Here is a 25,193-nt window from a genome sequence, read left to right on the forward strand (position 1 = left end):
AACGGACCGATCAGTCCGCCACTCTCGTAGTATCGGACCGATCGGTCCGTCACGTCTCAGCGGAGGTGCACCATGCGAGATGCAGTCATCGTCGAAGCCGTTCGCACACCGGTCGCCAAGGGCAAGCCCGGCGGCGCGTACGCGGACATCCACCCCGTCGACCTCCACGCCCATGTCCTGCGTGCCGCGGTCGACCGGCTGGGACTCGATCCCGCCGAGGTCGACGACGTCATCGGCGGCACGGTCGGGCAGGTCGGCGAGCAGAGCACCAACAACACCCGGCTCGCGGTGCTGGCCGCGGGTTTCCCCGAGTCGGTGCCCGGCACGACCGTCGACCGCCAGTGCGGCAGCAGCCAGCAGGCGTTGAGCTTTGCCGCCCAGGGGGTCGCCGCCGGTGCCTACGACATCGTGATCGCGTCCGGCATGGAATCGATGAGCCGCGTACCGATCGGCAGTTCTGCCCTGGCCGGCGGGACCCGGGCCTTCGTCGGCGGTCCGGCGGTCGCCGCGCGTTACCCCGGTGGCCTCGTCCCGCAGGGTGTGAGCGCCGAGCTCATCGCCCGCAGATGGGGTCTCACGCGTGTCCAGCTCGATGAGTTCGCCGCGACGAGTCACCAGCGGGCGGCCGAGGCGTGGAAACAGGGGCGGTTCGCGGAGCAGATCGTGCCGATGGCCGGCCTGGAGACCGACGAGACGATCCGTCCGGGCACGACCGTCGAGACTTTGGCCGGTCTCCGCACGGCCTTCGCCGACGAGCGCTGGGAGCAGCGGTTCGGCGCCATCGACTGGAAGGTCACCGCCGGCAACTCCAGCCCGGTCAACGACGGCGCCGCGGCCCTGGTGGTCACCACGAGTGAGATCGCCCGGCAGCGCGGCTGGCGTCCACGCGCCCGCGTCCACACCGCCACGGCCGTCGGTGACGACCCGATCCTGATGCTCACCGGCATCATCCCGGCGACCGCCAAGGTGCTCGCCCGCGCCGGGCTCACCCTGGCCGACATCGACGCGTTCGAGGTCAACGAGGCGTTCTCGTCCGTGGTCCTGGCCTGGCTGGCCGAGACCGGCGCCGACCCGGCGAAGGTCAACATGGACGGTGGTGCGATCGCCATCGGTCACCCGCTCGGCGCGAGCGGGGCCCGGCTGGCGACCACGCTGCTCGGAGTCCTGGACCGGACCGGCGGCCGTTACGGGCTGCAGACGATGTGCGAGGCGGGCGGCACCGCCAACGCGACCGTCATCGAGCGACTGGGCTGAACCCGAACGGCAGCTCGAGCCGGTGGGCCTTCAGCAGTTCCTCGTCGGCCAGGAGTTCGGGTGTCGGGGCGTCGGCCACGATCCGGCCGTCGTCGAGGATCACGGCGCGGGAGCAGAGCTGCAACGCGTACGGGAGGTCGTGGGTCACCATCAGCACGGTGACCGGCAGGCGCTGGAGGATCTCGGCGAGCTCGCGCCGGCTGGCCGGGTCCAGGTTGGACGACGGCTCGTCGAGGACCAGCAGCGAGGGCCGCATCGCCAGCACGGTGGCGACCGCGACCCGCCGCCGCTGACCGAACGACAGGTGCTGCGGCACCTGGTCGCGGTGGGCGGCCATGTCGACGGCCTCGAGGGCCTCGTCCACCCGGGCCTGCAGCTCAGCGCCGCGCAGGCCGAGGTTGGCCGGTCCGAAGGCGACGTCCTCGGCGACGGACGGCATGAAGAGCTGGTCGTCGGGGTCCTGGAAGACGATGCCGACCCGGCGCCGGATCTCCGCCAGGCGGGCGCGGTCGGCAGCATCGACGCGCAGGCCGCCGACGTCGACCGTGCCGGCACCGCCGTGCAGGATGCCGTTGAGGTGCAGCACCAGGGTGGTCTTGCCGGCGCCGTTGGGGCCCAGCAGTGCCACGCGCTCGCCCTCGGCGACGCTGAGGTCGACACCGTGCAGGGCGACGCTGCCGTCCGGGTAGGCGAAGGTCAGCCCGGCGATCTCCAGGCTCATCGCAGCACCGCCAGCAGCGCGATCGCGGCGGCGGCGACCGGCAGCACCGCCGACACCGCCCAGTCCGCGGTCGTCGCGCCGCCGCCCTCGGGCCGGGGCAGGCGCCCGTCGTAACCGCGCGACACCATCGCCAGGTACACCCTCTCGCCGCGCTCGTACGCCCGCAGGAACAACGCGCCCACACCGACCGCGAACGCCTTGACCTGCCACAGAAACCTCGGATCGTAACCGCGGGACAGCCGGGCGATCCGCATGCGCCGCGCGTCGTCGGCGAGGATGTCGAGATAGCGCAGCATGAACGTGGCGATCTGCGTGAAGACGCGGGGGCAGTGCAGCCGGTCGAGGCCCAGGATCAGGTCGCGCATGGTCGTGCTCGCGGCGAGCAGCAGCGACGCGACAACACCGAGCGTGCCCTTGGCGAAGATGTTCCACGCGCCGTAGAGGCCGTCGACGGACAGCGACATCCCCAGCCAGGTGATCCGCTCACCGTGACCGGCGAACGGCAGGGCCACCGCCAGCACCACGAACGGCAGCTCGATCGTCGCCCTCCGGGCCAGCCACGGTACGGGCACACGGGCGAGCGCCGTCACCACCGCGAGCAGCAGGGCGTACCCGCCGAAGGCCAGGAACTCCGTCCGCGGCGTCGCCACGACCACGATCGTGAAGAGCAGCGTGGCCAGGATCTTCACTTCGGGGGCGAGCGCGTGCACGGGGCTGCGGTGGTCCAGGTGCAGCGGATGTGCGTGGCCCGCGCCCATCAGACCTTCTCGGGCGTACGCCGCCGCACGAGCCAGAACACGCCGCCGCCGATGGCGAAGGTGATCAGGACGCCGAGGACACCGGAGAGACCGGTCGACAGGTACTCGTTGTCGATGCCCTTGATGCCGTAGTCGGCGAGCGGGCTGTCCGACAGCTGGTGGTCCTGCTCCTTCTGCAGCATGCACGTGCCGCCGGTGATCTCGCCCTGGGCGTTGAACGTGCAGCCCTCACGGGCGGTCGCGTCGAGGCCGTCGGGGCTGCCGGAGGCGAAGTTGCTGACCACTCCGGCCAGCAGCAGGGCCACCAGCAGGCCACCGGCCAGGAACCATCCGAGTCGTTTGCTCACGCGGCACCTCCGGAGACCGTGGCGGGCGCCGCCGGGGTGGCGACGGGCGGCGGCTTGCGGAAGCGCCGCAGCGCGTAGACGAGGTCCGGGCGGACCCGCGCCACGGTCGCCACGGTGGTCGCCGCGATCAGGCCCTCACCGATGCCGATGAGCACGTGGGTGCCGGCCATGGTCCCGGACACCCACGGCAGCGACAGCTGCGTCGTGCCACCGAGCCAGTACTCGAACACGAACCCCTGCGAGGCGACCACCACACCGACGATCGAGGCGATCAGGGCGGTCGCGCCGACGCCGCCCGGTGTCTTGGGCAGCAGCCGCATCAGCCCGGCGACCAGCAGGTACCCCGCGGCCGTACCGAGAATGGCCATGTTGGTGATGTTGAGCCCGAGGGCGGTCAGGCCGCCGTCGGCGAAGAGCAGGCACTGGATGATCAGGACGGTCGAGACGCACAGCGCGCCGACCCACGGTCCGACCAGGACGACGGCGAGGGTGCCGCCCAGCAGGTGACCCGAGACACCGGGCAGCACCTGGAAGTTGAGCATCTGCACCGCGAAGATGAACGCCGCGACCAGGCCGGCCATCGGCGCCAGCTTGTCGTCGAGGTCGGCACGCGCACGCCACACGCAGAAGGCCAGGGCCAGAGCGGCGAAGACGGCAAAGATCGCCGAAACCGTGCCGTTCACGATCCCGTTGGCGATGTGCATCGCCTGAACGTCCATCGGACAACCTCCCCGGTCGATCGGCACCTCCGGGTCAGCATATGGGGCTCAGTAGCAGTTGCAAAGCTTTGGCAACAGCCTCGGCGGGGCTGGGATGTGGATCACTTCCGGGGCGGTGCCGCCGCGGCGAGAAAACCGGCCTTGACGAGGGTCCGGCTGAACGGCCGCGTCAGCTCCGCGAGCCGCTCACACCCTTCAGAGCCCAGCACCTGGTACGCCGGGACGGCCAGCCGGTCCGTGTCAGCCTCGAGGCGCGCCCGCAGCTCGCGGCCGCTCTCGCTGAGCTCCTCACCGTCGATCAGCCCACGCTCCTGCAGCACGGCGACCTCGGCTGCCCACCGCTCCCGGCTCCACCCGCGGCTCGCCCGCAGGAACCGACCGTTGGCCTGCCCTGACGCGGCGTGCAGAACGATCGACTGCAGTCCGGTGACCCCAGCGACCAGCAGCGCGGCCACGTGCCCGTCGCCCCGGAACTCCCGCAGCAGCGTGATGGCGTGCCAGAGCTTCAGGTGCGGCTCGTCCGGCCAGTCGAGGCCGGCGTGGGCGGCGAACAGCGGCCGGCCCTCGGCGTACGCGGTGGCGGACTCCGCGGCGCGCCGGGCCAGCTCGGCGGCCTCGGCCACCTCCGGGCTCTTGACCGCGTCACCGAGCCCGCGGGTCAGCGCGGCACCGGCCGCGTCCAGCCGGGCCGCCAGAGCCGCCGCGGGTGAAGCGATCTCCCAGACCGCCGGCAGTGCCCGCGCGACCAGCCCGGGCTCGAAGTTGTAGAACGTGGCGACGACCGGCCCCGGCCCGACGGGACCGAAGACACCGCCCCGCGAGGCGAAGTAACCCGCCGTGACCGGGATGCCGAGGGCGTCGTAGCGCTCCTGCGCCTCGGGCACGAAGTAGATCATCGCGTGCAGCGGCTCGGCGAGCCGCCACGCTTCACGGGCCAGGGCGGGGGTCACGTCGGTCATGACCGCCATCCTGTCATTACCCGCTAGTAGGGTGCGACCGTCAGTGCCGACATCCCGGCCGCCGCGTCCACGTCGACGCGGTTCGCCGTCGCGTCCCACGAGTCCGGCGTGAACGTCCTCCCGGCTGCTACTCCTGCGTGGCTGCGGCCGTCCACGGTGACCTGACCTGCGCCGCTGCCTACGCGGACACGCACCGGGACCGCGCCCGCGGTCCGTACGTCGAAGAGGCTGACACCGCCGCTCATCCGGACGTTCAGGGTGCCGTCCGGCCGGGGGAGGGTCAGAGCGATGCGGCCCGCGCCGCCGGTCAGATCCACACCGCCGACGCGGCCCGCGCTGAGATCGATCGTGCTGAGGTCGGCACCACCGGCCATCCGCAGGTCCCAGAGCACGGCGGCATTCAGCAGCACCTCGACCGCCTGGGCGTCACCGTCGAGCCGCAGCCGGACGCGGCCGTCCTGCTCATCGGCTCGGGGCACCACGGTGCCGGTCTCCGGAGTGCTGATCCGGTAGAGGCTGTCGCCCAGGTCCGCGGCCCGGACGGTCACCCTCTTCGCGCCGTCGATCAGGTCGAAACCGGCGGTCGTGCGGCCTTCGAGGGCCGCGGTGGCGGTGTGGGCCGCGGCGGCGGCAGCGACCGGCGGGCTCCAGCCACCGCCGTCGGCCGGCGGGCTGCCGTCCCGGCCGAGGACGATGACGGTCGCCCCGGTGAGCAGCAGCGCAACGGCGGCGACACCCGCACCGATCAACCACCGCCGGCCCGGCGCGGCGGCATCAGCCGATGCCGGTTCCAGCGTTCCGGGTGCCGCCGTTCCCGGTTGCGCGTTCCCGGCCTGCGGCGTTTCCAGCCGCGCGTTTCCGGCCTGCGGCGTTTCCGGCTGAGCGTTTCCGGCCTGTGGCGTTCCCGGCTGAGCGTTCCCGATTTGCGGCGTTTCCTGCGTGGGTTCGGTCAGGGGTGCGGGCCCGGAGCGGGGACGGCCGAGCCGGCCCAGGGCCGGGACGCGCCGCGAACGCTGGGGATCGGCGCCGGTCAGAGCCAGGGTGAGCGCCGCCTGGGCCAGCGTCGGCGTCGACCGCGGTGTGTCCGCCGCGAGCATCTCCGCGGTGACGACGGGCAGTTCGAGCGTCGGCTCGTCACCCGGCAGGGGATGGCCGGGCTCGGGCCAGTCCTGCGGTGACGAGGGGTCGCCGGTGATTCCGTGCATGGTGTACCTCCATGTCGGTGCCACCGACAGGTACGCATCCGGGACGCCCGCGGATCGGAGTAATCAGGAAATTCGCGCACCCCGCCCATCCGTACGCCACGCGGACGAACCCTGAGCCCTCAGCTCGTCACCCGCGCGGGACCCATCACGAAGCCCGGGTCGACCTGCCGGGTCAGGTCCTCGCCCGTGGCGTCGTTGGCCCAGGCGTGCGCGTTGCGCAGGTGGAACTCGACCGCCTGCGCCTGGAAGCGGTCCCAGTCCCGGACGGTCGCGTCGACCGTGGCGCGCATGGTGTCCAGGACGGCCCGGTTCTCCGGTTCGAGCCCTTCGATCGGCCCGGGGCGGCCCTGCTCGGCGGCCCGGACGTGCCGCGAGGTGCCCAGCCAGGCGAGCAGGTCGGTGCCGGTGTGCTCCCGCAGGAAGTCCACGTCGACCGCGTCGGTGACCTTGTTGCCCACGACCGACAGTGCGACCCCGTGATCGGCGGCGTACTGCCTGTACTGCCGGTAGACCCCGATCCCGCGTACGGTCGGCTCGCACACCACGAAGGTGTGATCGAACCGCGTGAACAGCCCGGAGGCAAAGGCGTCGGCGCCCGCTGTCATGTCGACTACGACGTACTCGTCGTCGGCGTCGGCCAGGTGGTTGAGGATCAGTTCCACCGCCCCGACCTTCGAGTGGTAACAGGACACACCGAGGTCCGACTCGGCGAATGCACCCGTACCGGCGAAGCGGATCCCGCCGGTGGTGGCGACGCAGCGGGACCAGATCGGGTTGGTCTCCGTGACCCGCAGCAGGCGCGAACCGCGACCGGCCGGTGTGGTCTTGACCATGGCCGCAGCCGAGCTGATCAGCGGGTTCGAGCCGCGCAGGTGGTCCTTGATCTCGGTGAGGCTGTCGCCCAGAGCGTGCTGTCCGGGTGAGGCGCCGAGTGCTGGGGCGAGGTTCTGGTTGATGTCGGCATCGAGCGCCAGCACGGTCCGCCCCTGCGCGGCGAGCTGACGGCTGAACAGGGCGGCGAGCGTGGTCTTCCCCGCGCCACCCTTTCCGACGAAGGCGATTTTCATGGCGATAGTGATAACCGTTTTCAACAAGAGGGTCAAGTCGCCGGGCCGGATGTCGGAGGGAGCCGATAATCTGCCGCCATGGACGACCTCGAAGCCTGGCTGGCGCGACTGACCTTCGCGGACCTCACCCAGGACGAGGTGACCACCCGCATCATCGACGCGGTGGCAGCCTGGGGTGAGGCGCAGGGCTGGCGCGTCTACCGCCGTGCCCCGAGCGTGGTCACCCTCCCGCCGCCGATGGACAAGCAGCACTCGGTGCTCGACGTGGCTCTCGCGCGGCCCGGCGCACCCCCGATCGTGGTGGAGATCGACCACACCGACCGCAAACGCACCCTGGAAAAACTTCGCGCCGAGGCCGAGGCAGGCCGTGTTCCGCTCTGGGTCCGCTGGGGCCCGGGGCGCTTCACCGACCCGCCGGCCCCGATCCGCATGGTCCCGCTGCCGGTCACCCGCCACCAGGGCCGATACAGCCGCACCACCGAGCCGGACCGCCCGGCCCCGGCCCACTCACCCACAGCCCCCGCCACCGCCGAGGTGACCGAGCTGCCCTGGTGAGCCGGGCTCAGGCCTTGGTGCGGCCCTTGAGGTGGCGGCCCATGGCGCGGGCGATCTCCCGGTTGGCGTCGCGTTCGGCAAGGGTCTGGCGTTTGTCGTACTCCTTCTTGCCGCGGGCGAGGGCCAGCTCGACCTTCGCCCAGCCGTCGTTGAAGTACAGCGACAGGGGCACCAGGGTGTTGCCGGGCTCGCGAAGCTTCTCCAGGATGCGGGCGATCTCGATCCGGTGCAGCAGCAGCTTGCGGGTGCGGCGTGGCGCGTGGTTGGTCCAGGAGCCGAAGCCGTACTCGGCGATGTGCAGGTTGTAGAGCATGAGCTCACCCTCGTGTTCCTGCGCGAAGGCGTCGACGATCGAGGCGTAACCGGCCCGCAGGGACTTCACCTCGGTGCCGGCGAGCACCAGCCCCGCCTCGTAGGTCTTCAGCACGGCATAGTCGTGCCGGGCCTTCTTGTTGGACGCGATGACCTTGCGCCCGGTCTCCCTGGCCACGCGGCCCCCCTCGTCGTCACCGGAACCTCACCCGGTGCTCACCGTAACCGTCGCCCCTCAGGTCCACGCCATCGAATTCCGGTGGAGGATCGAACTGCCGGAGATCCCGCTCGACCACTGCAGGGTCCGTGGGCCGGTTGGATGATTCAGGTCAGCGGCCGGTGCAGGCCGGACGATCCCCGACGCGGAGGCACTCATGATCTTCATTACGGCGAAGTTCCTGGTCAAGGCCGAGGACGCGGACCGCTGGCCCGAGATCTCGCGGGCTTTCACCGAGGCGACCCGGGCGGAGCCGGGCTGCCTGTGGTTCGAGTGGTCCCGCAGTCTCGACAACCCGCACGAGTACGTCCTGGTGGAGGCTTTCCGCGACGGTGACGCGGGCGGTGCGCATGTCGGGTCGGCGCACTTCAAGCAGGCCCAGCAGGAGTTGCCACCGCACCTGGCCGCGACCCCGAAGATCGTCAGCCAGTCGGTCGAGCAGGAGGACTGGTCCGAGCTCGGCGAGATGGCCGTCCGCGACTGACCGCGGCAGGGCCCCGGGGTATCGGGGCCCTGCCGAGCGGCGTCAGGACAGAGCTGCGGTCAGCGCCGGATACCAGCGATTCGCGATCTTGACGTTGCCGGCGTCGTTCGGGTGCACACCGTCCGGGGTGTCGATCGCGGTATTGAAGCCGGTGTACTGGTCGACGACCGTGACCGGGGAGGCCGCGGTGCTCGTCGATGCCGCCCAGGCCGGGATGGCCGCGTTGAGGGCGAGCACCCGCTGGTTGCAGTCCGCGCAATTGCTCGGTGTCATCGGCAGGATCTGCGCGACCAAAATCTTCATCGCCGGGTTCGAGGCGCGCATCTGGCCGACCAGCTTCGTGAACGCCGCCAGGATCGTCGCGGGGGAGCGGTTGCTCCACACGTCGTTCGTGCCGAAGTGCATCATCACGACGTCCGGATCGGTGGCCGCGAGCCAGCCCGGCAGCTGGTTCTGGTCGGCGACGTTGGTGGCCAGGAAACCGCCGTGGCCCTCGTTCTCACCGTCGTAGGTGAAGCCGCAGCCCTGCCCCGGCAGCGTGCCGACGAAGTCCACACCGGTGTACCCGCCCTGCTGCAACTGCCGCCAGAGCAGCGCCCGCCAGCACCCGGGCGACCCGGTGATCGAGTCACCCAGCGCCATCACCTTGACCGCAGCACCGGGCGGCGGGGTGGTGGGCGGCGGGGTCGTCGGAGGCGGCGTGGTGGGCGGCGGTGTGGTCGGTGGTGGTGTGGACGGCGGCGGTGTGGTCGGGGGAGTGGTGACGCCTCCGGTGCAGGTCACGCCGTTGAGCGTGAAGGAGGACGGCACGGTGTTCGACCCGGACCAGGCGCCGTTGAAGCCGAACGACGTCGACGCGTTCGTGCCGATCGACCCGTTGTAACCCGCGTCCTTGACGCTGACCGCGGAGCCCGATTGTGTGACGACACCGTTCCAGAGCTGGGTGACGGTCTGTCCGGAGGGGAACGAGAACGCCAGGGTCCAGCCGGCGACGGGGTCGCCGAGGTTGGTGATCGCCACGGACGCGCCGAAGCCGCCCTGCCACTGGTTGGTCACCGTGTAGGCGACGCTGCACCCGGCGGCGGCGGACGCCGGCGCGGCGAAGAGACCGATGGGGACGAGCGCGGCCACGGCCATGCAGGCGAGCAGTTTCTTTCCGGACATCACTTCACCTCGGGGAGAGCTGAACCGCGAAAGGGGAATGACCGCATCATGGCATGGGAGCGCTCCCAGAAACAGACCCGGCATTCACGAAGGTTAATTGCCTGTAGATTTCGGGGGCTTGACGGCAGCATTACGCGGCGGCATTCTTGGGAGCGCTCCCAATTGATACGTGTCACTGCGTGAGGGGATCCGGATGCGGACCATCGGAAAGATCGCCGGTCTCGGCGTCGTGGCGATCGGCGCCACCCTGCTGACCGTCGTCGACGCCCGGGCCGCAGCCGGCTGCCGGGTCACCTACGCGGTCACCAACACCTGGCAGGGTGGTTTCGGCGCCTCCGTGGAGGTGACCAACCTCGGCGACCCGGTGAACGGCTGGACGCTGGGCTGGACCTTCCCGTCCGGGCAGACGGTCACCCAGCTGTGGAACGGCGTCGTCACGCAGGCGGGCTCCGCGGTCAGCGTCAAGGACGCGGGGTACAACGCGGCGCTCGGCACCAACACCTCCGCGACCTTCGGCTTCAACGCCGCGAGCCCGGGCGCGAACACCAACCCGTCGTCCTACACGCTCAACGGTGTCGCGTGCACCGGTGGCACGACGCCGACCACACCGCCGACAACACCGCCGCCGACGACAGCTCCACCGCCGGCCAATGCGGCCGGGCGGCAGATGGAGAGGCTCGACCGCGGGCTGATCAGCGTACGGTCCGGGAGCGGCAACCTGGTCAGCTGGCGGTGGCTCGCCGCCGACCCGGCCGACGTGGCTTTCAACGTCTACCGCGGCACGACCAGGGTGAACAGCACGCCGATCACCGCCTCGACGAACTATCTGGACGCCGGGGCCGCGGCGGGTTCCGCGTACACGGTCAGGGCTGTGGTGGGTGGGGTCGAGCAGGCGGCTTCGGGCACGGCGCTGAACTTCGCCAACGGCTATCTCGACGTGCCGATCCAGAACCCGAACGGCTCCGCGTACGCCGCGAACGACGCGAGTGCCGCCGACCTCGACGGCGACGGTCAGCTGGAGATCGTCCTCAAGTGGGAGCCGCTGAACGCCAAGGACAATTCGCAGTCCGGCGTGACCGACCCGGTCTACGTGGACGCGTACGAGCTGAACGGCACGCGGTTGTGGCGGATCAACCTCGGGCGCAACATCCGGGCAGGTGCGCACTACACGCAGTTCCAGGTGTACGACTACGACGGCGACGGTGACGCCGAGGTGGCCATGAAAACCGCCGACGCGACCGTGTCGGGCACGGGTCAGGTCATCGGCTCCGCGAGCGCCGACCACCGGAACTCCAGCGGCTACATCCTCACCGGACCCGAGTTCCTGACGATGTTCGACGGGCGTACGGGTGCGGCCCTGTCCACCGTCGACTACGTCCCGCCGCGCGGCACCGTCTCCTCCTGGGGCGACTCGTACGGCAACCGCGTCGACCGTTTCCTCGCCGGCACCGCCTATCTCGACGGCACCCGGCCCAGCCTGATCATGGCCCGCGGCTACTACACCCGTACGGTCGTGGTGGCCTGGGACTTCCGCAACGGCACGCTGACCCGGCGCTGGACCTTCGACAGCAACAGCTCGACGAACTCCGGCACCGCGGGCCAGGGCAACCATCAGCTCTCGGTCGCGGACGTCGACGCCGACGGCCGGGACGAGATCGTCTACGGCTCGCTGGCCATCGACGACAACGGCTACAAGCTGTGGAACACCGGCCTCGGTCACGGTGACGCGCTCCACGTCGGCGATCTCGATCCGTCCCGGTCCGGTCTCGAGGTGTTCAAGGTCGACGAGGACGCGAGCAAACCGTCGTCCTGGTTCGCCGATGCGCGTACGGGTCAGGTGCTCTGGTCGACCCCGGCCGGAGGTGACAACGGCCGCGGCGTGTCCGCGGACGTCTGGGCCGGCAGTGCCGGTGCCGAGTCGTGGTCCGCAGCCGCCGACGGCCTGCGCGGCCCGTCCGGCTCGGTCGTGCAGAGCCGCAAGCCGGGCTCGATGAACTTCCTCGCCTGGTGGGACGGCGACCCGGTCCGCGAACTGCTCGACGGCACCCACATCGACAAGTACGGCACCTCGTCGGACAGCCGGCTGCTGACCGCGGCGAACGTCCACTCCAACAACGGCACCAAGTCGACCCCGTCCCTCTCGGGTGACCTGTGGGGCGACTGGCGCGAGGAGGTGATCTGGCCGACCGCCGACAACACCGCACTGCGCATCTACGCGACGCCGGTCGCGACGGACCGCCGGATCACCACCCTGCTCCAGGACTCGCAGTACCGGGTGGCGCTGGCCTGGCAGAACACCGCCTACAACCAGCCGCCGCACCCGAGCTTCTTCCTCGGCTCGGGCATGGCGACCCCACCCCGGCCGACCATCAACCAGCCGTAGGTCCCCGGCGCGGCGACACGGTGTAACTGAAGGCCCAGATGAAGTCGACGACGAGCACGATCGCCCACGGTGCCATCACGGACCACAGCGGCACGGTCCGCGCGACGTCACCGACGAACAGGGTGAAGACGGCGAGCACGGCGGCGGCCACGGCATACGCAAGCAGATGCCTGAGCCACTGCCGCCGCTCGCGGGCGGCGTGGGCCCGTCCGGTACGCGGTGGGCGTACCGGTGCGGGCCCACCCGCGAACCGGTGGGCGAACCGCTGGTCGGCCCAGCTCATCAGCTGGTGGCCGAAGGCCAGCGAGACACCGATGTAGACGGCGGCGAGCCCGTGTTGTGGGCCGGCCTCGCCGCCACCGCGCAGGTCCAGCGCCGCCACGACGAGCAGCACGACGTCGACCAGCGGCACGGCCAGCAGCAGTGCGGTGCTGAGGGCCCGGGCCCGCAGCAGGTAGCGGGCGGCCAGCCCGAGGCCGAGCAGCACCCAGAACCCGATCTCACACGCGACGATCACCGCGACCATGGCACCCTCCCCGTTTTCGCACAACTGTGTTGTTTCCTTGATAACACAGTCGTGCGACAATCGGAAGGTGCCGAAGATCGTGGACCACACCGAACGCCGCCGTGAGCTGGGCGAAGCCGTCTGGCGTGTCATCGACCGCGACGGTGTCGCCGAGGTCTCCATCCGTACGGTCGCGGCCGAGTCGGGCTGGTCATCTGGGGCGCTGCGGCACTACTTCGCCACCCGCGCGGAGCTGCTCGCCTTCGCCTGCGAGCTGGTCATCACCAAGGTCACCGAACGCATCGAGGCCGGGCCGCGGACCGACGTGAGCGCCATCCTGCGCGAGACCATGCCGCTGGACCCCGAACGCCGCACCGAGGTCTCGATCATGTTCTCGTTCCTGGCCCTCGGGCTGGGCGACCCGGCCCTGGCCCGCGTCCAGCGCACCCACTTCACCGCGATGTACGACCTGTGCCGTCACCTCGTCCCCACCGAGGACGAGCGCGCGGCCCGCCGCCTGCACGCCCTGGTCGACGGTCTCTCGGTGCAGGTCCTGGCCGGCCACCTGACCCCGGCCGAGGCCGACACCGAGCTGGTCGCCTACCTCGACGAGCTCTACGGCTGAAGCAGGCTCGAGACGGGAAGGCCGCGGAGCGAGGCGTCGAGGACCTTGGCGGTGTGGGCGAGGGCGATCTCCCCGCCCTGACGCCGGACGGCCGACGCCACCTGCATGAGGCAGCCCGGGTTGGCCGTCACGAGCAGGGTCGCGCCGGTGGCCAGGACGTTGGTGGCCTTGCGGTCGCCGAGGTCGGCGGCCGGGGCCGGGTTGAGGATGTTCCAGACGCCGGCGGAGCCGCAGCAGAGTTCCGGGTCGGCGATCTCGCGCACCTCCAGGCCGGGGATGCCGTTCAGCAGGGCGCGGGGCTGGGCGCGGACGCCCTGGGCGTGCGCGAGGTGGCAGGCGTCGTGGTAGGCGACGGTCACCGGGAGCGGGTGGCGTTCAGCGACCGGGCCGAGTTCGACCAGGATCTCCGACAGGTCACGGACCTTGGCGGCGAAGGCCGCGGCGCGGTCGGCATAGCGGGGGTCGTCGCGGAGCAGGTCGGCGTATTCCTTCATCGAGGAGCCGCAGCCGGCCGCATTGACCACGACGTGGTCGACGCCGGCGCGTTCGAAGCGGTCGATCAGGCGGCGGGCGAAACCCTGCGCCTCCTGCTCGCGTCCGTTGTGGACGCTCAGGGCGCCGCAGCAGCCCTGCGCCGGGGGGATCACCACGTCGCAGCCCTCGGCGGCCAGGACGCGGATCGTCGCGGCGTTCACGTCCGGGAAGAACGCGCCCTGGACGCAGCCGGTCAGGACGCCGACGACGGCGCGCCGCTTGCCTCGGGCGCGGACCCGCCGCGGCGGACGGGGGACCCGCGTCAGCCGCGGCGCCAGCGACTCCAGGGTGGCGAGTGCCGGCGCCAGCCGTTGCAGCAGACCGGTCCGGGCGACAAGACCCTGCAGACCACTGACCTGGTACGCCCGCAGCGGCCCCCGCAGCAGCCGCAGCCTCCGCGGGTACGGGAACAGGGCGAAGATCGCCGACCGCAGCGCCCGATCGCGGGCGGACCGGGGGTGCCGCCGTTCGACCTGCGCGCGGGTGTCCTCGATGAGCCGGTCGTACTTCACCCCGGACGGGCACGCGGTCACGCACGCCATGCAGCCGAGGCACGCGTCGATGTGCTGGACCATCGAGTCCGTCATCGGTTCGCCGTCGAGGCCCTCCTTCATCAGGTAGATGCGGCCGCGCGGCGAGTCCATCTCCTCGCCCCACAGCACGTACGTGGGGCAGGTGGTCAGGCAGAAGCCGCAGTGGACGCAGTCGTTGACCAGATCGAGGCTGGGCGGGCGGTGGTCGTCGAAGGCGCGGACCGGGCCGAGCACGTCGCGCGGCGGCTGATCCCCGCTGCCCCAGGTCCCGTCGACCATCAGATGCCTCCCACGAAGCGGCCGGGCGCAAAGGCGTGCGCCGGGTCGAACTGGTCCTTGACCCGGCGCATCAGGGCCAGCCCGGGCATCGGCCCCCACATGTCGACCTGGTCGCGCACCGGCGGCGGCGCGGTGAGGACCACGCCGTGGCCGCCGGCCCGGATCGCCGTCGCGCGCAGACGCTCGACCACGGTCGGCGCCCCCTCGGCAGGGACGGCGGCGTAGAGCACCCCGGTGCCGGCCGACCCGCGCAGGGCAACACCACAGCCCAGGAGATCCGGTACGCGCGACAGCGCCGCGGTCAGCTTCAGGCCCGCCTCCTCGCCCGTCCACGGGTACGCGCCCCACCACGGCGGCAGCGTGTCGGTGACCTCGCCGTCCAGCACCTTCGCGAGGGTCGCGGCCCGGTCGCGGACGCCGATCGCCGTGCCCTCGACCAGCACGGCCAGCGTCACCGGGCCCTGCGCGGGAGCGTCGAGCTCGACTGCGGCCGGGACGACCTGCTCGGCGCGGACCGCCGCCAGCAGTGCCCCGATGGCGGCGGCCGGAGCCGTCCGGAGCACCACCGCCTGCGCGGCCGGGCGCGGGTGGAGCCGGAACGCGCACTCGGTGATCAGCCCGAGCGTGCCGTACGAGCCGGTGTAGAGCTTGCCCAGGTCGTACCCGGCGACGTTCTTGACGACCTTGCCGCCCGCCCGGGTGACCATGCCGCCCGGCCGGACCACGGTGATGCCGATGAGCAGGTCGCGGACCGTGCCGTAGGCCTGGCGCCGCGGCCCGCTGGTGTTGGTCGCGACCGTGCCGCCCACGGTCGCGCCGGGCAGTGGCAGGTCGAGGGCGAGCTGCTGGCCGGGCAGGTCGAGCGACGCGAGCGGCGTCCCGGCGCGGAGGACGACGATCAGGTCGCCGGCGGCGTGCTCGACGACGCCGGTGAGGTGCCGGGTGTCCACGATCAGGTCGGCGCGGCGCGGTGGCATTCCCCAGTCGAGCTTGGTCGCGCCGCCGCGCACCACAACCGTGAGATCGTCGGCGGCGGCCGCGCGCAGGACCTCGGACGCCTCCTCGGTGCTCGCCGGGGCCGCGACGAACCGGGCCGGCACACCCGCGACGGTGTCCTCGCCGGTCGCTGCCTCCCAGAGCGCCATCAGAACAGCTCCGCCGGGGTCGTCTCGCCGGCCTTGTGCCGCCTGGGCACCTCGCCGCAGAGCCGGGGCGTAGGGAAGACCTTGCCCGGGTTGGCCAGCCCGGCGGGGTCGAACGCGCAGCGCAGCAACTGCATGGTCTCGAGGTCGTCGTCGGTGAACATGCGGGGCATGTACTTCGCCTTGTCCATCCCGACGCCGTGCTCGCCGGTGATCGACCCGCCGTACTCGATGCAGAGGTCGATGATCGCCCCGGAGACCTCCTCGGCGCGGTCCGCCTCGCCGGGGACACCGTCGTCGAAGAGCACGAGCGGGTGGAGGTTGCCGTCGCCGGCGTGGAAGACGTTCGCGACGCGGACACCGTGCGCGCGGGACACCTCGCCGATGCGGCGCAACACCTCGGGCAGCGCCGTCCGCGGGATCACGCCGTCCTGGACGATGTAGTCCGGGCTGATCCGGCCGACGGCGGCGAATGCTGACTTGCGGCCCTTCCAGAACAACGCGCGTTCGGCCGGGTCCGCCGCGATCCGCAGCTCGAACGCGCCGTTGCCGTCGCACAGGGCGGTCACCTGCTCGAACTGCGCCTCGACCTCGGCCCGCGGCCCGTCCAGCTCGACGATCAGCACAGCGCCCGCCCCGGCCGGATAACCGCAGGCCACGGCGGCTTCGGCGGCCTCGATGGCGAGCGCGTCCATCATCTCCACGGCGGCGGGCACGACCCCGGCCGCGATGATCGCCGAGGTGGCGGCGCCGGCCTCGTCGGTGGTCCGGAACGCGGCCAGCAACGTCCGCACGGTCTCCGGGAGGCGTGTCAGGCGTACGGTCACCCGGGTCGCGATGCCGAGGGTGCCCTCGGAGCCGACAAACGCGCCGAGCAGGTCGTACCCGGGGGAGTCCGGCGCCCGGCCGCCCAGCTCGACCAGGTCGCCCTCCGGGGTGACGATCTGCGCGCCGATCACGTGGTTCGTGGTGAAGCCGTATTTCAGGCAGTGCGCGCCGCCGGAGTTCTCCGCCACGTTGCCGCCGATCGAGCAGATCTGCTGGCTGGACGGGTCGGGCGCGTAGTAGTAGCCGGCCGGGGTCGCGGCGTGGGTGACGTGCAGGTTGATCACGCCGGGCTCGACGACCGCACGCTCGTCGTCCGGGGCCACCTCGATGATCGTGCGCATCTTCGACGTCACGATCAGCACCCCGTCGGCGTGCGGCAGGGCGCCACCGGAGAGCCCGGTGCCCGACCCCCGGGCCACGAACGGCACACCCGCCTCGACGCAGGCCTTGACCGTCCGAGCGCACTCGGCGGCGTCGCGGGGCAGGACGACCAGGCCGGGCGTGACCTTGTAGTGGGCGAGGCCGTCGCACTCGTACGTCCGCAGCTCCTGCCGGTCGCTGATCACCCGGCCGGCGCCCAGCGCGGAGCGCAGTCCGGTGGCGAGGCGTTCCAGTGCGGTCATCGGCGACCCTCCGGGGGACAACGTAACCCGCCGGGCCGCCCGCCGTCATCGTTGAAACAATTCGTTCATCTACGCACGTCTATGCACGCGTAGTGTCTCGAACGTCCGGAGAGATCCTCCGGGCCGATCTCAGGAGGCATGCGTGCGCAGACGCAGACGGTCCGCCGTCGCCGGTATCCTCGCCGCGACCACGATATTCGCCACCGCGCCCATCGGCGCGCAGGCGGCACCCGCAGGCTCCGAGCCCGCGGGGGCCACGCCGCTGACCGGCGAGCACCTCGACGACGAGTACGCGTTCGTCGACAACCGCGGCGGCACCGCCGCCCCCAGCGCCGGCCAGCGCTCCCTGGTCCGCGACGACAACCTCGTCACCCGCTGGAACAAGCTCGGCACCCCGGCCTCCGTGACCCCGGCCAAGGGCCGCCTCGCCGCGGGGCTCAAGGGCGACGCCAACAGCGTGGCTCGTGCGTACCTGAAGGGCAGTGTCGGTCTCTTCTCCCTGAAGACCGCCGCGGTCGACGAGCTCGAGACGATCGCGCAGACCAAGGTCGGCAAGGGCACGGTCGTGCTGATGCGTCAGCGTTACGGTGGTCTGCCCGCGGCCCACGACGGCCTGGTCGCCGTCGCGGTCAAGGGCAGCGACGTCCTCCAGGTCACCTCGACGCTGAGCCCGAGCACCGCGAAGCCCGCCGCCGCGAAGCTGTCCGCCGACGACGCGACCGCCGCCGCCCTCGCCGACGCGAAGATCGACCGCGCCGACCTGGCCGACTCCCGCGTCCGGCTCGTTGCGGTGCCGATGCCCGGCGCCGACCCGCGGGCCGCGTACGAGGTCGTCGTGATGTCGAAGGACGCCGAGCACCCGCTGGGCTACACGACCTACATCGACGCCCGCGACGGCAAGGTCCTGCTCCGGGAGAACCTGGTCAACTTCGCCGAGGACGACCCGCACTGGAAGGTCTTCCCGGCCACCCCGCCGGCCAACGGCGCCGACACGCGCCAGACCTGGTGCGCGACGACCGCGACCGGCTGCTCGCGTCAGGTGATCGACCCGGCCACCGGCAAGCCGTGGGACATCGACCCGGCCACCGGCCTGCCGACGTTCACCACGACCGGCAACTCCGCCGAGACCGTCAGCCTGTGGGGCAACGGCTCCCCGGCGACCCCGGCGACGGCCAGGCCCGACCGGGAGTACGTCTACCCGTTCACGAACCAGTGGAACACCAGCAAGTGCGACCCGAACTCGCTGACCTCGCCCGAGCGGGCCGACGTCGACGCCGCCACCGCGAACCTCTTCGCGATGCACAACCGGATGCACGACTGGTCGTACAACCTCGGCTTCACCGAGGCCACCTGGAACCTCCAGAAGACCAACACCGTCGCGTACGGCAAGGGCGCCGACGCCGAGCGGGGCAACGCCCAGCAGGGTGCGGCCACCGCCACCACGCGGAACAACGCCAACCAGGCGACGCCGCCGGACGGCATGCAGCCGACCACCAACATGTACATGTGGCAGCCCTTCGCCGGCAGCGCGTACCCGCCCTGCGTCGACGGTGACTACGACATGACGGTCATCGGCCACGAGTACACCCACGCGATCAGCAACCGGATGATCGCCGGCCCGGACAGCGGCATCAGCTCCTCCCAGGGCGGTGCGATGGGCGAGAGCTGGTCGGACCTCCTGGCCATGGAGTACCTCTTCGAGAGCGGCTACACCCCGCGGGGCAACACGCCGTACGTCACCGGCGCGTACGTGACCGGCGACCTGGGCACGGGCATCCGCAACTACGACATGAGCAACAGCCCGCTCAACTACTCGAACGTCGGGTACGACCGCGGTGCAGCCGTCCACTCCGACGGCGAGATCTGGAGCGCGACGAACTTCGACGTCCGCCGCGCGTTGATCGCGAAGTACGGCTCGGGCACCCGGGCCCTGCAGGAGAGCTGCGCGGCCGGCACCACGCCGGCGACCGAGTGCCCGGGCAACCGGCGCTGGGCGCAGCTGGTCTTCGACTCGTTCCTGCTCGCGGCGACCGGCTCGATCAGCATGCTCGACATGCGCGACAACATGATCACCGCCGACGCGCTGCGCTTCGACGGCGCCAACGCCGACCTGCTCTGGAACGCGTTCGCCACCCGCGGCATGGGTGCCGGCGCGTCCAGCGGCCCGGCCGACGCCGACCCGGTGCCGAGCTTCGCGTCGCCGTACGTCGAGAACTCCGAGATCACCTTCAAGGCCCTCGGCGAGGCGTCGGGCAAGCCCGTCCGCCTCTACGTCGGTGACTACGACTTCGGCGCCGTGCCGGTCGCCGACACCGACCCGGCGACGGCCCTGCCCGAGACCGTCACCCTGGCCCCCGGCACCTACAAGTTCCTGGCCATCGGTACGGGCTACGGCCACAAGCGGTTCACCCAGACCGTCTACCCGGGTGTCACCGCGAACGTCGGCGTGGTCATGCCGGCGAACCTCGCGTCGTCCGCCTCCGGTGCGACGATCAGCGGTGACGGCACCAACCTGGGCCGCCTGACCGACGACGCCGAGGGCACCGCCTGGACCGCCACCGGCGGTGCGGCCGGCCGTCAGGTCACCGTCGACCTCCCGACGGACGCCGCCAAGCTGGTCTCCCGGGTGCAGCTCAGTGCCTTCCCGGGCGCCGGTGCCGCTACGTCCACGATGTACAGCACCGTCCGCCAGTTCGAGGTGCTGACCTGCAACGCCGCGGCGGGCGCCGACTGTGCGACCGACGCGGGTTACAAGGTCGCGTACGCCAGCCCGGCGAACGCGTTAGACACCGCGCAGTTCCGGCCCAAGGTCCCGAACCTGGTCCTGAAGTCCTTCCCGGTCCGGCCGACCCTGGCCACCCACGTGAAGCTGCGCGTCCTCACCAACCAGTGCACCGGCAACCCGCTCTACGCCGGCGAACAGGAGAACGACCCGCGCAGCGCCACGGACTGCACGACCGCCTCCGCGGCGGCCGGCAACGTGGTCGCCGCCGAGTTCGAGGTGTTCAGCAGCTGAGGAAACCGGGCCCGGGAGACTGCGGTGGCGGCCGCACCTCCCGGGCCCTTCTCTGTCCGGAAGTGTCAGATCTCGCACCGACCCCCTCCGTCCCCGGCGAACCGGTGGATGCTGAACGATGCCCGCGCGTCGTGAAGGGGGATCTGATGCAGAGCCGGTCACCGTGGTATCGCATCGTGGCGGTGTTCGTCGCCGTCGCCGTCTCGGCGGTGTTCGTGCCGCAGCCCGCCGTTGCCGCTCCCTCCTGGCGCCTGATCGACCTGGGCGCGGGCGACGACAGCGAGGCGATCGCGATCAACGATCTCGGTCATGTGGTCGGCAACCGGAACGGGACGTCGTTCCTTCTGCGCGACGGCCGGTTCACCGAGCTCGGCTCCCTGCCCGGCGGATACACCCGGGTCAGCGACATCAACAACCGCGACGAGGTCGTCGGCTGGAGCTTCGTCGACGGGGACACGATCCACGGGTTCCTGTGGCGGCGCGGCACGATGATCGACCTCGGCGCGCTGCCCGGTGGCCGCGACAGCCAGGCCCTGGCGATCAACGACCGCAGCGAGATCGTCGGCAATGCGGACAACGGCAGTGCCCTGCACGGGTTCGTCTGGCGCGACGGTGTGCTGACCGATCTCGGCGGTGACCCGGTCAACGACTACTCCGACGCCCAGGACATCAACAACGCCGGTCAGATCGCGGGCTACTGGGGCGCGGGGAACTACAGCGCCGTACCGGTCCGCTGGTCGCGGGGCGAGCGGCTGCAGCTCTCGGACGAGCTCGGCGGCGCCACCGGCATCAACGGTCGTGGTCACGTGACCGGCTCGTTCGTGGTCGAGGGTGGAGGGTTCTCCCGCGGATACCTGTGGCGTGACGGCCGGTTCACCGCGGTGGATCCGCCGGCCGGTGCCTCGTTCTTCATCGTGCAAAAGCTCAACAACCGCGATCAGGTGGTGGGCCGCAGCGATCTGGGCGGCGTCGTGTGGCAGGACGGGCGGGCCCGGGTGCTGCCGAAACTCGGCGAGGCCGCCGAGGCCAACGACATCGACGAGCAGGGCCGGATCGCCGGTTACAGCACCACCGCCGGCCCGGGCTTCACCACCCGCGCCGTGCTGTGGGTGCGACAGGGGTTCTCTTTCCCGGGTGGCCGGTGAAACATGTCCGTCATGGCTGCGTGACAATTCAGGAACGGAGCGTGACATGGCAGGCAACAGAGCGGTTGTCTATCGAGGACCCGGCCGGGTCGAGATCCAGGACGGCGACTACCCCACGTACGAGATGAAGGACGGGCCCGGCGTCAACAAGGAGAACGTCGGCCGGAAGACCCCGCACGGTGCCATCCTCCGGACGGTGGCGACCAACATCTGCGGCAGCGACCAGCACATGGTCCGCGGGCGCACGACGGCGCCGGAAGGGCTCGTCCTCGGTCACGAGATCACCGGGGAGGTTGTCGACATCGGACCGGACGTCGAGTTCATCAAGGTCGGCGACCTGTGCTCGGTGCCCTTCAACATCGCCTGCGGCCGGTGCCGCAACTGCAAGGAACGCAAGACCGGCGTCTGTCTCAACGTCAACCCGGACCGGCCGGGGTCGGCGTACGGCTACGTGGACATGGGTGGCTGGATCGGTGGCCAGGCGGAGTACGTGATGGTGCCGTACGCCGACTGGAACCTGCTGAAGTTTCCCGACCGGGACCAGGCCATGGAGAAGATCCTCGACCTGGCCATGCTGACCGACATCTTCCCGACGGGCTACCACGGCTGTGTCAGCGCCGGCGTCACCACGGGATCCACCGTCTACATCGCGGGTGCGGGACCGGTCGGCCTGGCCGCGGCGTCGTCGGCGTTCCTGCTCGGCGCGGCCGTTGTCATCGTCGGCGACCTCAACGAGCAGCGGCTGGCGCAGGCCCGGAGTTTCGGCTGCGAGACCGTCAACGTCGCCGAGGGTGACCCGGTGGAGCAGGTGCACCAGATCCTGGGCCGGGACGCACCGGCGATCGGTCAGCCGCTGGTCGACTCCGCCGTCGACGCGGTCGGCTTCGAGGCCCGCGGTCACGGCGCCGACTCGGAGACCGAGATGCCGGCGACGGTCCTGAACTCGCTGATGGAGCTCACCCGGGCCGGCGGCGCGATCGGCGTCCCGGGTCTCTACGTCACGGGTGATCCGGGTGGTGTCGACGAGGCGGCCAAGGTCGGCTCGTTGTCGATCCGGCTCGGGCTCGGCTGGGCCAAGTCCCACTCGTTCGTCACCGGTCAGTGCCCGGTGATGAAGTACAACCGGGAGTTGATGATGGCGATCCTGCACGACCGGGTGCAGATCGCGAAGAACGTCAACGCCACGCCCATCTCGCTGGATCAGGCGCCCCAGGGGTACCAGGACTTCGACCAGGGCGCGGCCCGCAAGTACGTCATCGACCCGCACGGTCTGCTCGGCGGGCGCGCCGCCTGAGGTGGTGCGGGGTCAGTGGGCCTGGCGGATGAGCCGGTAGCAGCGCTGGAAGTGCACGGCCCAGACCGCCACGAGTTCACGGGCGACGTCGCGCCGGGTCTGGGGACGGTCTCCGTCGGTCCAACTGCTGATCACCACCATGCCGAGAAGTCTGCGGGGTGCCGGTCGGCAGGAGGGTTTCCGGACCGCAGCAGAACGGGTGCAGGTTTTCCCGGGCACAATCGGCGCATGAATTCGAAATGGTCCATCCGCTCCGAGAACTCGGTCCTGAGCATCTGCTCGAAGGATTCCGTGCTGTCGATCGGGTCGGTCGGCTCCGGTCTGTCGATCGGGTCCGTGGGCTCGTTCGCGTCGGTCGCGTCCGTCGGCTCGGTGCTCTGCGTCGGCTCGCTGCTGTCAGCGGTGTCGCTGTGGTCGGTGATGTCCTGGCGTTCCCGCAAGGCCGTCACCGCCGGTCGGCGGTGACGGCCCGGCGGGACACCCCCTACGGAACGGGACGGCGCATCGAGTACGTGACGCCGTGCAGGCGGTGCGGCTCGTTGATGACGTGGATCGCGGCGCGGTCGTAGGCCTGCCAGCCCGCGGCTCCCGCGCGGTTCAGGTGGCGCAGGTCGTCGAAGCGCTCGTCCGTGCCCCAGCGCAGGGTTCCGCCCGGGTGGTAGAAGGTCGCGGTCCAGTCCATGTACTTGTCCGCACCGAACGTGCCCGCCGCCCGGTACTCGAGTCGTGCGTACTCCCAGTTGGTCACGTTCATGATTATCTCTGTTCGGCGCGGGGCCGCACGCCACCGGCGTACGGCCCCGCGACAGGAAGTGGATCAGGCCACGTTCACGGCGGACCAGGCGGCCGCGGTGGTGGCGTACTCGGTGCTGCCGGCGCCGTAGAGGTCACGGGCGGCGTTGAGGGTGGCGGTCCGGGCCGCGGCGTAGTTCGTGCCCGACGTCATGTAGGTCGTCAGCGCCTTGTAGAAGATGGCGCCCGCCTTGTCGTTGCCGATGCCGGTCACGGTGCTGCTGTTGCAGGTGGGGCTGTTGTAGGTCACACCGTTGACCGTGGAGGCGCCGCTGCCGACGGCGAGCAGGAAGAAGGCGTGGTTGCCGACGCCGGAGGAGTAGTGCACGTCGAGGTTCTTGACCGCGGTGCTCCAGCACGCCGCCGACTTGCCGTCCTTGCCCGGGTCGTCCATGTAGCGCAGCGGCTCGTGGTCGAAGGCGATGTTCTCGCCGATCAGGTAGTCGCCGGTGTCCTCGGCGTTCGCCGAGTGGAACTCGACCAGGGAACCGAAGACGTCGCTCATCGACTCGTTGATCCCGCCGGACTCACCGCTGTAGACCAGACCCGCCGTCCGCGAGGTGACGCCGTGGGTCATCTCGTGCCCGGCGACGTCGAGGGCGGTGAACGGGCCGTAGGTCACGCCGTCGCCGTCCCCGTAGAGCATGCAGAAGCAGCTGTCGGACCAGCCGGCGTTGTTGTAGCGCGAGCCGTAGTGCACCTTGTTGTAGCTGCCGACGCCGTCACCGGCGATGCCGGAGCGCCCGAACTTCTCGAGGTAGTAGTCCCAGGTCTCGGCCACGCCGTACTGGGCGTCGACCGCGACGGTCTGATCGTTGGTCAGCTCTCCCGTGCCCCAGACGTTGTCGGCGTCGGTGAAGAGGGTGCCCTTGCCGATGCGCCGGTTGTTCATGTCGGTCGTGTAGTTGCCGCCCCGCACCGGGTCCTTCAACTGGTACGTGGAACCGGACTTCGTGGTGTCCAGCGTGACGGTGCCGACGCTGTAGCCGGAGCCGGAACCCTCGACCGTCTGCACCTCGGCCCACTTGTCGACGACCGTGCCCGTCTGCGCGTTCACGAGGACGTGGGTCACGCCGTCGCCGCCGGCCGGGTCGGTGACCGTGACGACCGTGCGCCAGACCAGGACCGGGGTGGCGGCACGGGCGTCGACCGCGAGGGTGGCGGTCACGCCTGCGTTCTTCCCGCCGAGCGCCTTGGCCGCGGCACTGGTCGCCTTCGCCGCGGTGAGTGCGGGTGCGGCCGACAGTGTCAGGGGACGTGTCTGCGTGCTCGTGACGGCGTTCAGGGCGCCGGTGGGCGTCAGGTGGGCGATGACGTCACCGCTGATCACCGGCAGACCGCGGTACGCGCGGTTGAGGCGTACGTGGGAGGCGCCGTTCTTCTCGATGATCACGCCGCGGTCCGAGAACGTGTCCGCCGGGCTCGCGGCGAACAGCGCGGCCTGCTTGGCGACGGCGCTCGTGGCCCGGTCGACGGCGAGGGCGGGGGTGACCGGCGCCGGTCCGGCGGCCTCGCGGGCAGTGGCGGGTGATGCCAGCGCGACCGACGCGACTAGCGTGGTGGCAGTGACGATGGCTCTGGTGCGCACCGTTTCTCCTCTCGCGCCCGGCCGGGGTACGGCCGGGACCAGATAGAGCTTCGTGAATATCTCTCACGATCGGAAGCCTTTTGTGTAACAAACGTGTCACGCAGAGGTACATTTACGGACATCACTGACACGAAGACCCCCGCC

25 protein-coding genes are annotated in these 25,193 nt (G+C 70.9%); 9 read left to right on the top strand and 16 right to left on the bottom strand.

What is annotated here, in order from left to right:
* The first annotated feature begins 72 nt into the window (after nucleotides 1-72).
* Nucleotides 73-1,254 carry a thiolase family protein gene (locus tag AFR_RS19695; RefSeq protein WP_023362548.1) on the top strand — a complete coding sequence of 394 codons (1,182 nt, stop codon included), beginning with the start codon at nucleotides 73-75 and terminating at the stop codon, nucleotides 1,252-1,254.
* Here the strand turns inward: AFR_RS19695 and AFR_RS19700 are convergent.
* The 7 genes from AFR_RS19700 to AFR_RS19730 form a co-directional block, all read right to left on the bottom strand.
* Nucleotides 1,235-1,975, bottom strand: a complete 741-nt coding sequence (locus AFR_RS19700) for an energy-coupling factor ABC transporter ATP-binding protein (protein ID WP_023362549.1) — start codon at nucleotides 1,973-1,975, stop codon at nucleotides 1,235-1,237. The two genes, AFR_RS19695 and AFR_RS19700, sit on opposite strands and share 20 nt — an antisense overlap.
* Nucleotides 1,972-2,733 carry a cobalt ECF transporter T component CbiQ gene (gene cbiQ, locus AFR_RS19705; protein WP_023362550.1) on the bottom strand — a complete coding sequence of 254 codons (762 nt, stop codon included), beginning with the start codon at nucleotides 2,731-2,733 and terminating at the stop codon, nucleotides 1,972-1,974. The genes AFR_RS19700 and cbiQ overlap by 4 nt, the downstream gene beginning before the upstream one ends.
* Nucleotides 2,733-3,080 carry a PDGLE domain-containing protein gene (locus AFR_RS19710; RefSeq protein WP_023362551.1) on the bottom strand — a complete coding sequence of 116 codons (348 nt, stop codon included), beginning with the start codon at nucleotides 3,078-3,080 and terminating at the stop codon, nucleotides 2,733-2,735. Before AFR_RS19710 ends, cbiQ begins: the two co-directional genes overlap by 1 nt.
* Nucleotides 3,077-3,799: an energy-coupling factor ABC transporter permease gene (locus tag AFR_RS19715; RefSeq protein WP_023362552.1), complete on the bottom strand. Its 723-nt coding sequence runs from the start codon at nucleotides 3,797-3,799 to the stop codon at nucleotides 3,077-3,079. The genes AFR_RS19710 and AFR_RS19715 overlap by 4 nt, the downstream gene beginning before the upstream one ends.
* A 101-nt stretch (nucleotides 3,800-3,900) precedes the next feature.
* Nucleotides 3,901-4,758 carry an SCO6745 family protein gene (locus AFR_RS19720; protein ID WP_041842433.1) on the bottom strand — a complete coding sequence of 286 codons (858 nt, stop codon included), beginning with the start codon at nucleotides 4,756-4,758 and terminating at the stop codon, nucleotides 3,901-3,903.
* A gap of 23 nt (nucleotides 4,759-4,781) precedes the next feature.
* Entirely contained in the window at nucleotides 4,782-5,963 is a 1,182-nt protein-coding gene (locus AFR_RS43740; RefSeq protein ID WP_023362554.1) for a hypothetical protein, read from the bottom strand.
* A gap of 119 nt (nucleotides 5,964-6,082) precedes the next feature.
* Entirely contained in the window at nucleotides 6,083-7,030 is a 948-nt protein-coding gene (locus AFR_RS19730; RefSeq protein ID WP_023362555.1) for an ATP-binding protein, read from the bottom strand.
* A gap of 78 nt (nucleotides 7,031-7,108) precedes the next feature.
* On the opposite strand from AFR_RS19730, the gene AFR_RS19735 reads away from it, so the two are divergent.
* Nucleotides 7,109-7,585: a hypothetical protein gene (locus AFR_RS19735; protein ID WP_023362556.1), complete on the top strand. Its 477-nt coding sequence runs from the start codon at nucleotides 7,109-7,111 to the stop codon at nucleotides 7,583-7,585.
* 7 nt (nucleotides 7,586-7,592) lie between these two features.
* Here AFR_RS19735 and smpB read toward each other — a convergent pair whose 3' ends face one another.
* On the bottom strand, nucleotides 7,593-8,075 hold the full coding sequence (gene smpB / locus AFR_RS19740; protein WP_023362557.1) for an SsrA-binding protein SmpB: 483 nt from the start codon (nucleotides 8,073-8,075) through the stop codon (nucleotides 7,593-7,595).
* Nucleotides 8,076-8,271: 196 nt separating this feature from the next.
* Between smpB and AFR_RS19745 the strand changes: the two genes are divergently transcribed.
* The gene (locus AFR_RS19745) at nucleotides 8,272-8,598 is read left to right on the top strand and encodes a putative quinol monooxygenase (protein WP_023362558.1); all 327 of its coding nucleotides are present in this window, start codon (nucleotides 8,272-8,274) and stop codon (nucleotides 8,596-8,598) included.
* Nucleotides 8,599-8,640: 42 nt separating this feature from the next.
* On the opposite strand, the gene AFR_RS19750 is transcribed toward AFR_RS19745, so the two are convergent.
* Nucleotides 8,641-9,762 carry a cellulose binding domain-containing protein gene (locus AFR_RS19750; RefSeq protein WP_023362559.1) on the bottom strand — a complete coding sequence of 374 codons (1,122 nt, stop codon included), beginning with the start codon at nucleotides 9,760-9,762 and terminating at the stop codon, nucleotides 8,641-8,643.
* A gap of 193 nt (nucleotides 9,763-9,955) precedes the next feature.
* Between AFR_RS19750 and AFR_RS19755 the strand changes: the two genes are divergently transcribed.
* Entirely contained in the window at nucleotides 9,956-12,145 is a 2,190-nt protein-coding gene (locus AFR_RS19755) for a rhamnogalacturonan lyase family protein (protein WP_023362560.1), read from the top strand.
* On the opposite strand, the gene AFR_RS19760 is transcribed toward AFR_RS19755, so the two are convergent.
* Entirely contained in the window at nucleotides 12,132-12,671 is a 540-nt protein-coding gene (locus AFR_RS19760) for a hypothetical protein (protein WP_023362561.1), read from the bottom strand. The two genes, AFR_RS19755 and AFR_RS19760, sit on opposite strands and share 14 nt — an antisense overlap.
* 67 nt (nucleotides 12,672-12,738) lie before the next feature.
* On the opposite strand from AFR_RS19760, the gene AFR_RS19765 reads away from it, so the two are divergent.
* Nucleotides 12,739-13,275 carry a TetR/AcrR family transcriptional regulator gene (locus AFR_RS19765; RefSeq protein ID WP_023362562.1) on the top strand — a complete coding sequence of 179 codons (537 nt, stop codon included), beginning with the start codon at nucleotides 12,739-12,741 and terminating at the stop codon, nucleotides 13,273-13,275.
* Here AFR_RS19765 and AFR_RS19770 read toward each other — a convergent pair.
* The 3 genes from AFR_RS19770 to AFR_RS19780 are packed head-to-tail and all read right to left on the bottom strand — an operon-like array spanning nucleotide 13,266 to nucleotide 17,214.
* A complete protein-coding gene (locus AFR_RS19770) occupies nucleotides 13,266-14,621 on the bottom strand; it encodes a (Fe-S)-binding protein (protein WP_023362563.1) in 1,356 nt (451 codons plus the stop codon). The two genes, AFR_RS19765 and AFR_RS19770, sit on opposite strands and share 10 nt — an antisense overlap.
* Nucleotides 14,621-15,766: an FAD-binding oxidoreductase gene (locus tag AFR_RS19775; RefSeq protein ID WP_023362564.1), complete on the bottom strand. Its 1,146-nt coding sequence runs from the start codon at nucleotides 15,764-15,766 to the stop codon at nucleotides 14,621-14,623. Before AFR_RS19775 ends, AFR_RS19770 begins: the two co-directional genes overlap by 1 nt.
* Complete coding sequence (locus AFR_RS19780; protein ID WP_023362565.1) at nucleotides 15,766-17,214, bottom strand: FAD-linked oxidase C-terminal domain-containing protein; 1,449 nt, start codon at nucleotides 17,212-17,214, stop codon at nucleotides 15,766-15,768. Before AFR_RS19780 ends, AFR_RS19775 begins: the two co-directional genes overlap by 1 nt.
* 142 nt (nucleotides 17,215-17,356) lie before the next feature.
* Between AFR_RS19780 and AFR_RS19785 the strand changes: the two genes are divergently transcribed.
* The 3 genes from AFR_RS19785 to fdhA all read left to right on the top strand — a co-directional run bounded on the left by AFR_RS19785 (nucleotide 17,357) and on the right by fdhA (nucleotide 22,669).
* The gene (locus tag AFR_RS19785; protein WP_023362566.1) at nucleotides 17,357-20,230 is read left to right on the top strand and encodes a M36 family metallopeptidase; all 2,874 of its coding nucleotides are present in this window, start codon (nucleotides 17,357-17,359) and stop codon (nucleotides 20,228-20,230) included.
* A 146-nt stretch (nucleotides 20,231-20,376) separates the two neighbouring features.
* On the top strand, nucleotides 20,377-21,375 hold the full coding sequence (locus tag AFR_RS19790; RefSeq protein WP_148308009.1) for a hypothetical protein: 999 nt from the start codon (nucleotides 20,377-20,379) through the stop codon (nucleotides 21,373-21,375).
* A 46-nt stretch (nucleotides 21,376-21,421) separates the two neighbouring features.
* The gene (gene fdhA / locus AFR_RS19795) at nucleotides 21,422-22,669 is read left to right on the top strand and encodes a formaldehyde dehydrogenase, glutathione-independent (RefSeq protein WP_023362568.1); all 1,248 of its coding nucleotides are present in this window, start codon (nucleotides 21,422-21,424) and stop codon (nucleotides 22,667-22,669) included.
* Nucleotides 22,670-22,681: 12 nt separating this feature from the next.
* Here the strand turns inward: fdhA and AFR_RS48445 are convergent, their stop codons facing one another.
* On the bottom strand, nucleotides 22,682-22,810 hold the full coding sequence (locus AFR_RS48445) for a hypothetical protein (protein WP_274519533.1): 129 nt from the start codon (nucleotides 22,808-22,810) through the stop codon (nucleotides 22,682-22,684).
* An 87-nt stretch (nucleotides 22,811-22,897) separates the two neighbouring features.
* Here AFR_RS48445 and AFR_RS19800 point away from each other — a divergent pair, with 87 nt between their 5' ends.
* Nucleotides 22,898-23,134, top strand: a complete 237-nt coding sequence (locus AFR_RS19800; RefSeq protein ID WP_023362569.1) for a hypothetical protein — start codon at nucleotides 22,898-22,900, stop codon at nucleotides 23,132-23,134.
* A 19-nt stretch (nucleotides 23,135-23,153) separates the two neighbouring features.
* Here the strand turns inward: AFR_RS19800 and AFR_RS19805 are convergent, their stop codons facing one another.
* Entirely contained in the window at nucleotides 23,154-23,423 is a 270-nt protein-coding gene (locus AFR_RS19805; RefSeq protein ID WP_023362570.1) for a hypothetical protein, read from the bottom strand.
* Between the two features lie 63 nt (nucleotides 23,424-23,486).
* Nucleotides 23,487-25,049, bottom strand: a complete 1,563-nt coding sequence (locus AFR_RS19810; protein WP_023362571.1) for a M4 family metallopeptidase — start codon at nucleotides 25,047-25,049, stop codon at nucleotides 23,487-23,489.
* Nucleotides 25,050-25,193 lie beyond the last annotated feature (144 nt).

The sequence above is a fragment of the Amorphoplanes friuliensis DSM 7358 genome, from assembly GCF_000494755.1.
In the GTDB taxonomy this organism is placed as follows: domain Bacteria; phylum Actinomycetota; class Actinomycetes; order Mycobacteriales; family Micromonosporaceae; genus Actinoplanes; species Actinoplanes friuliensis.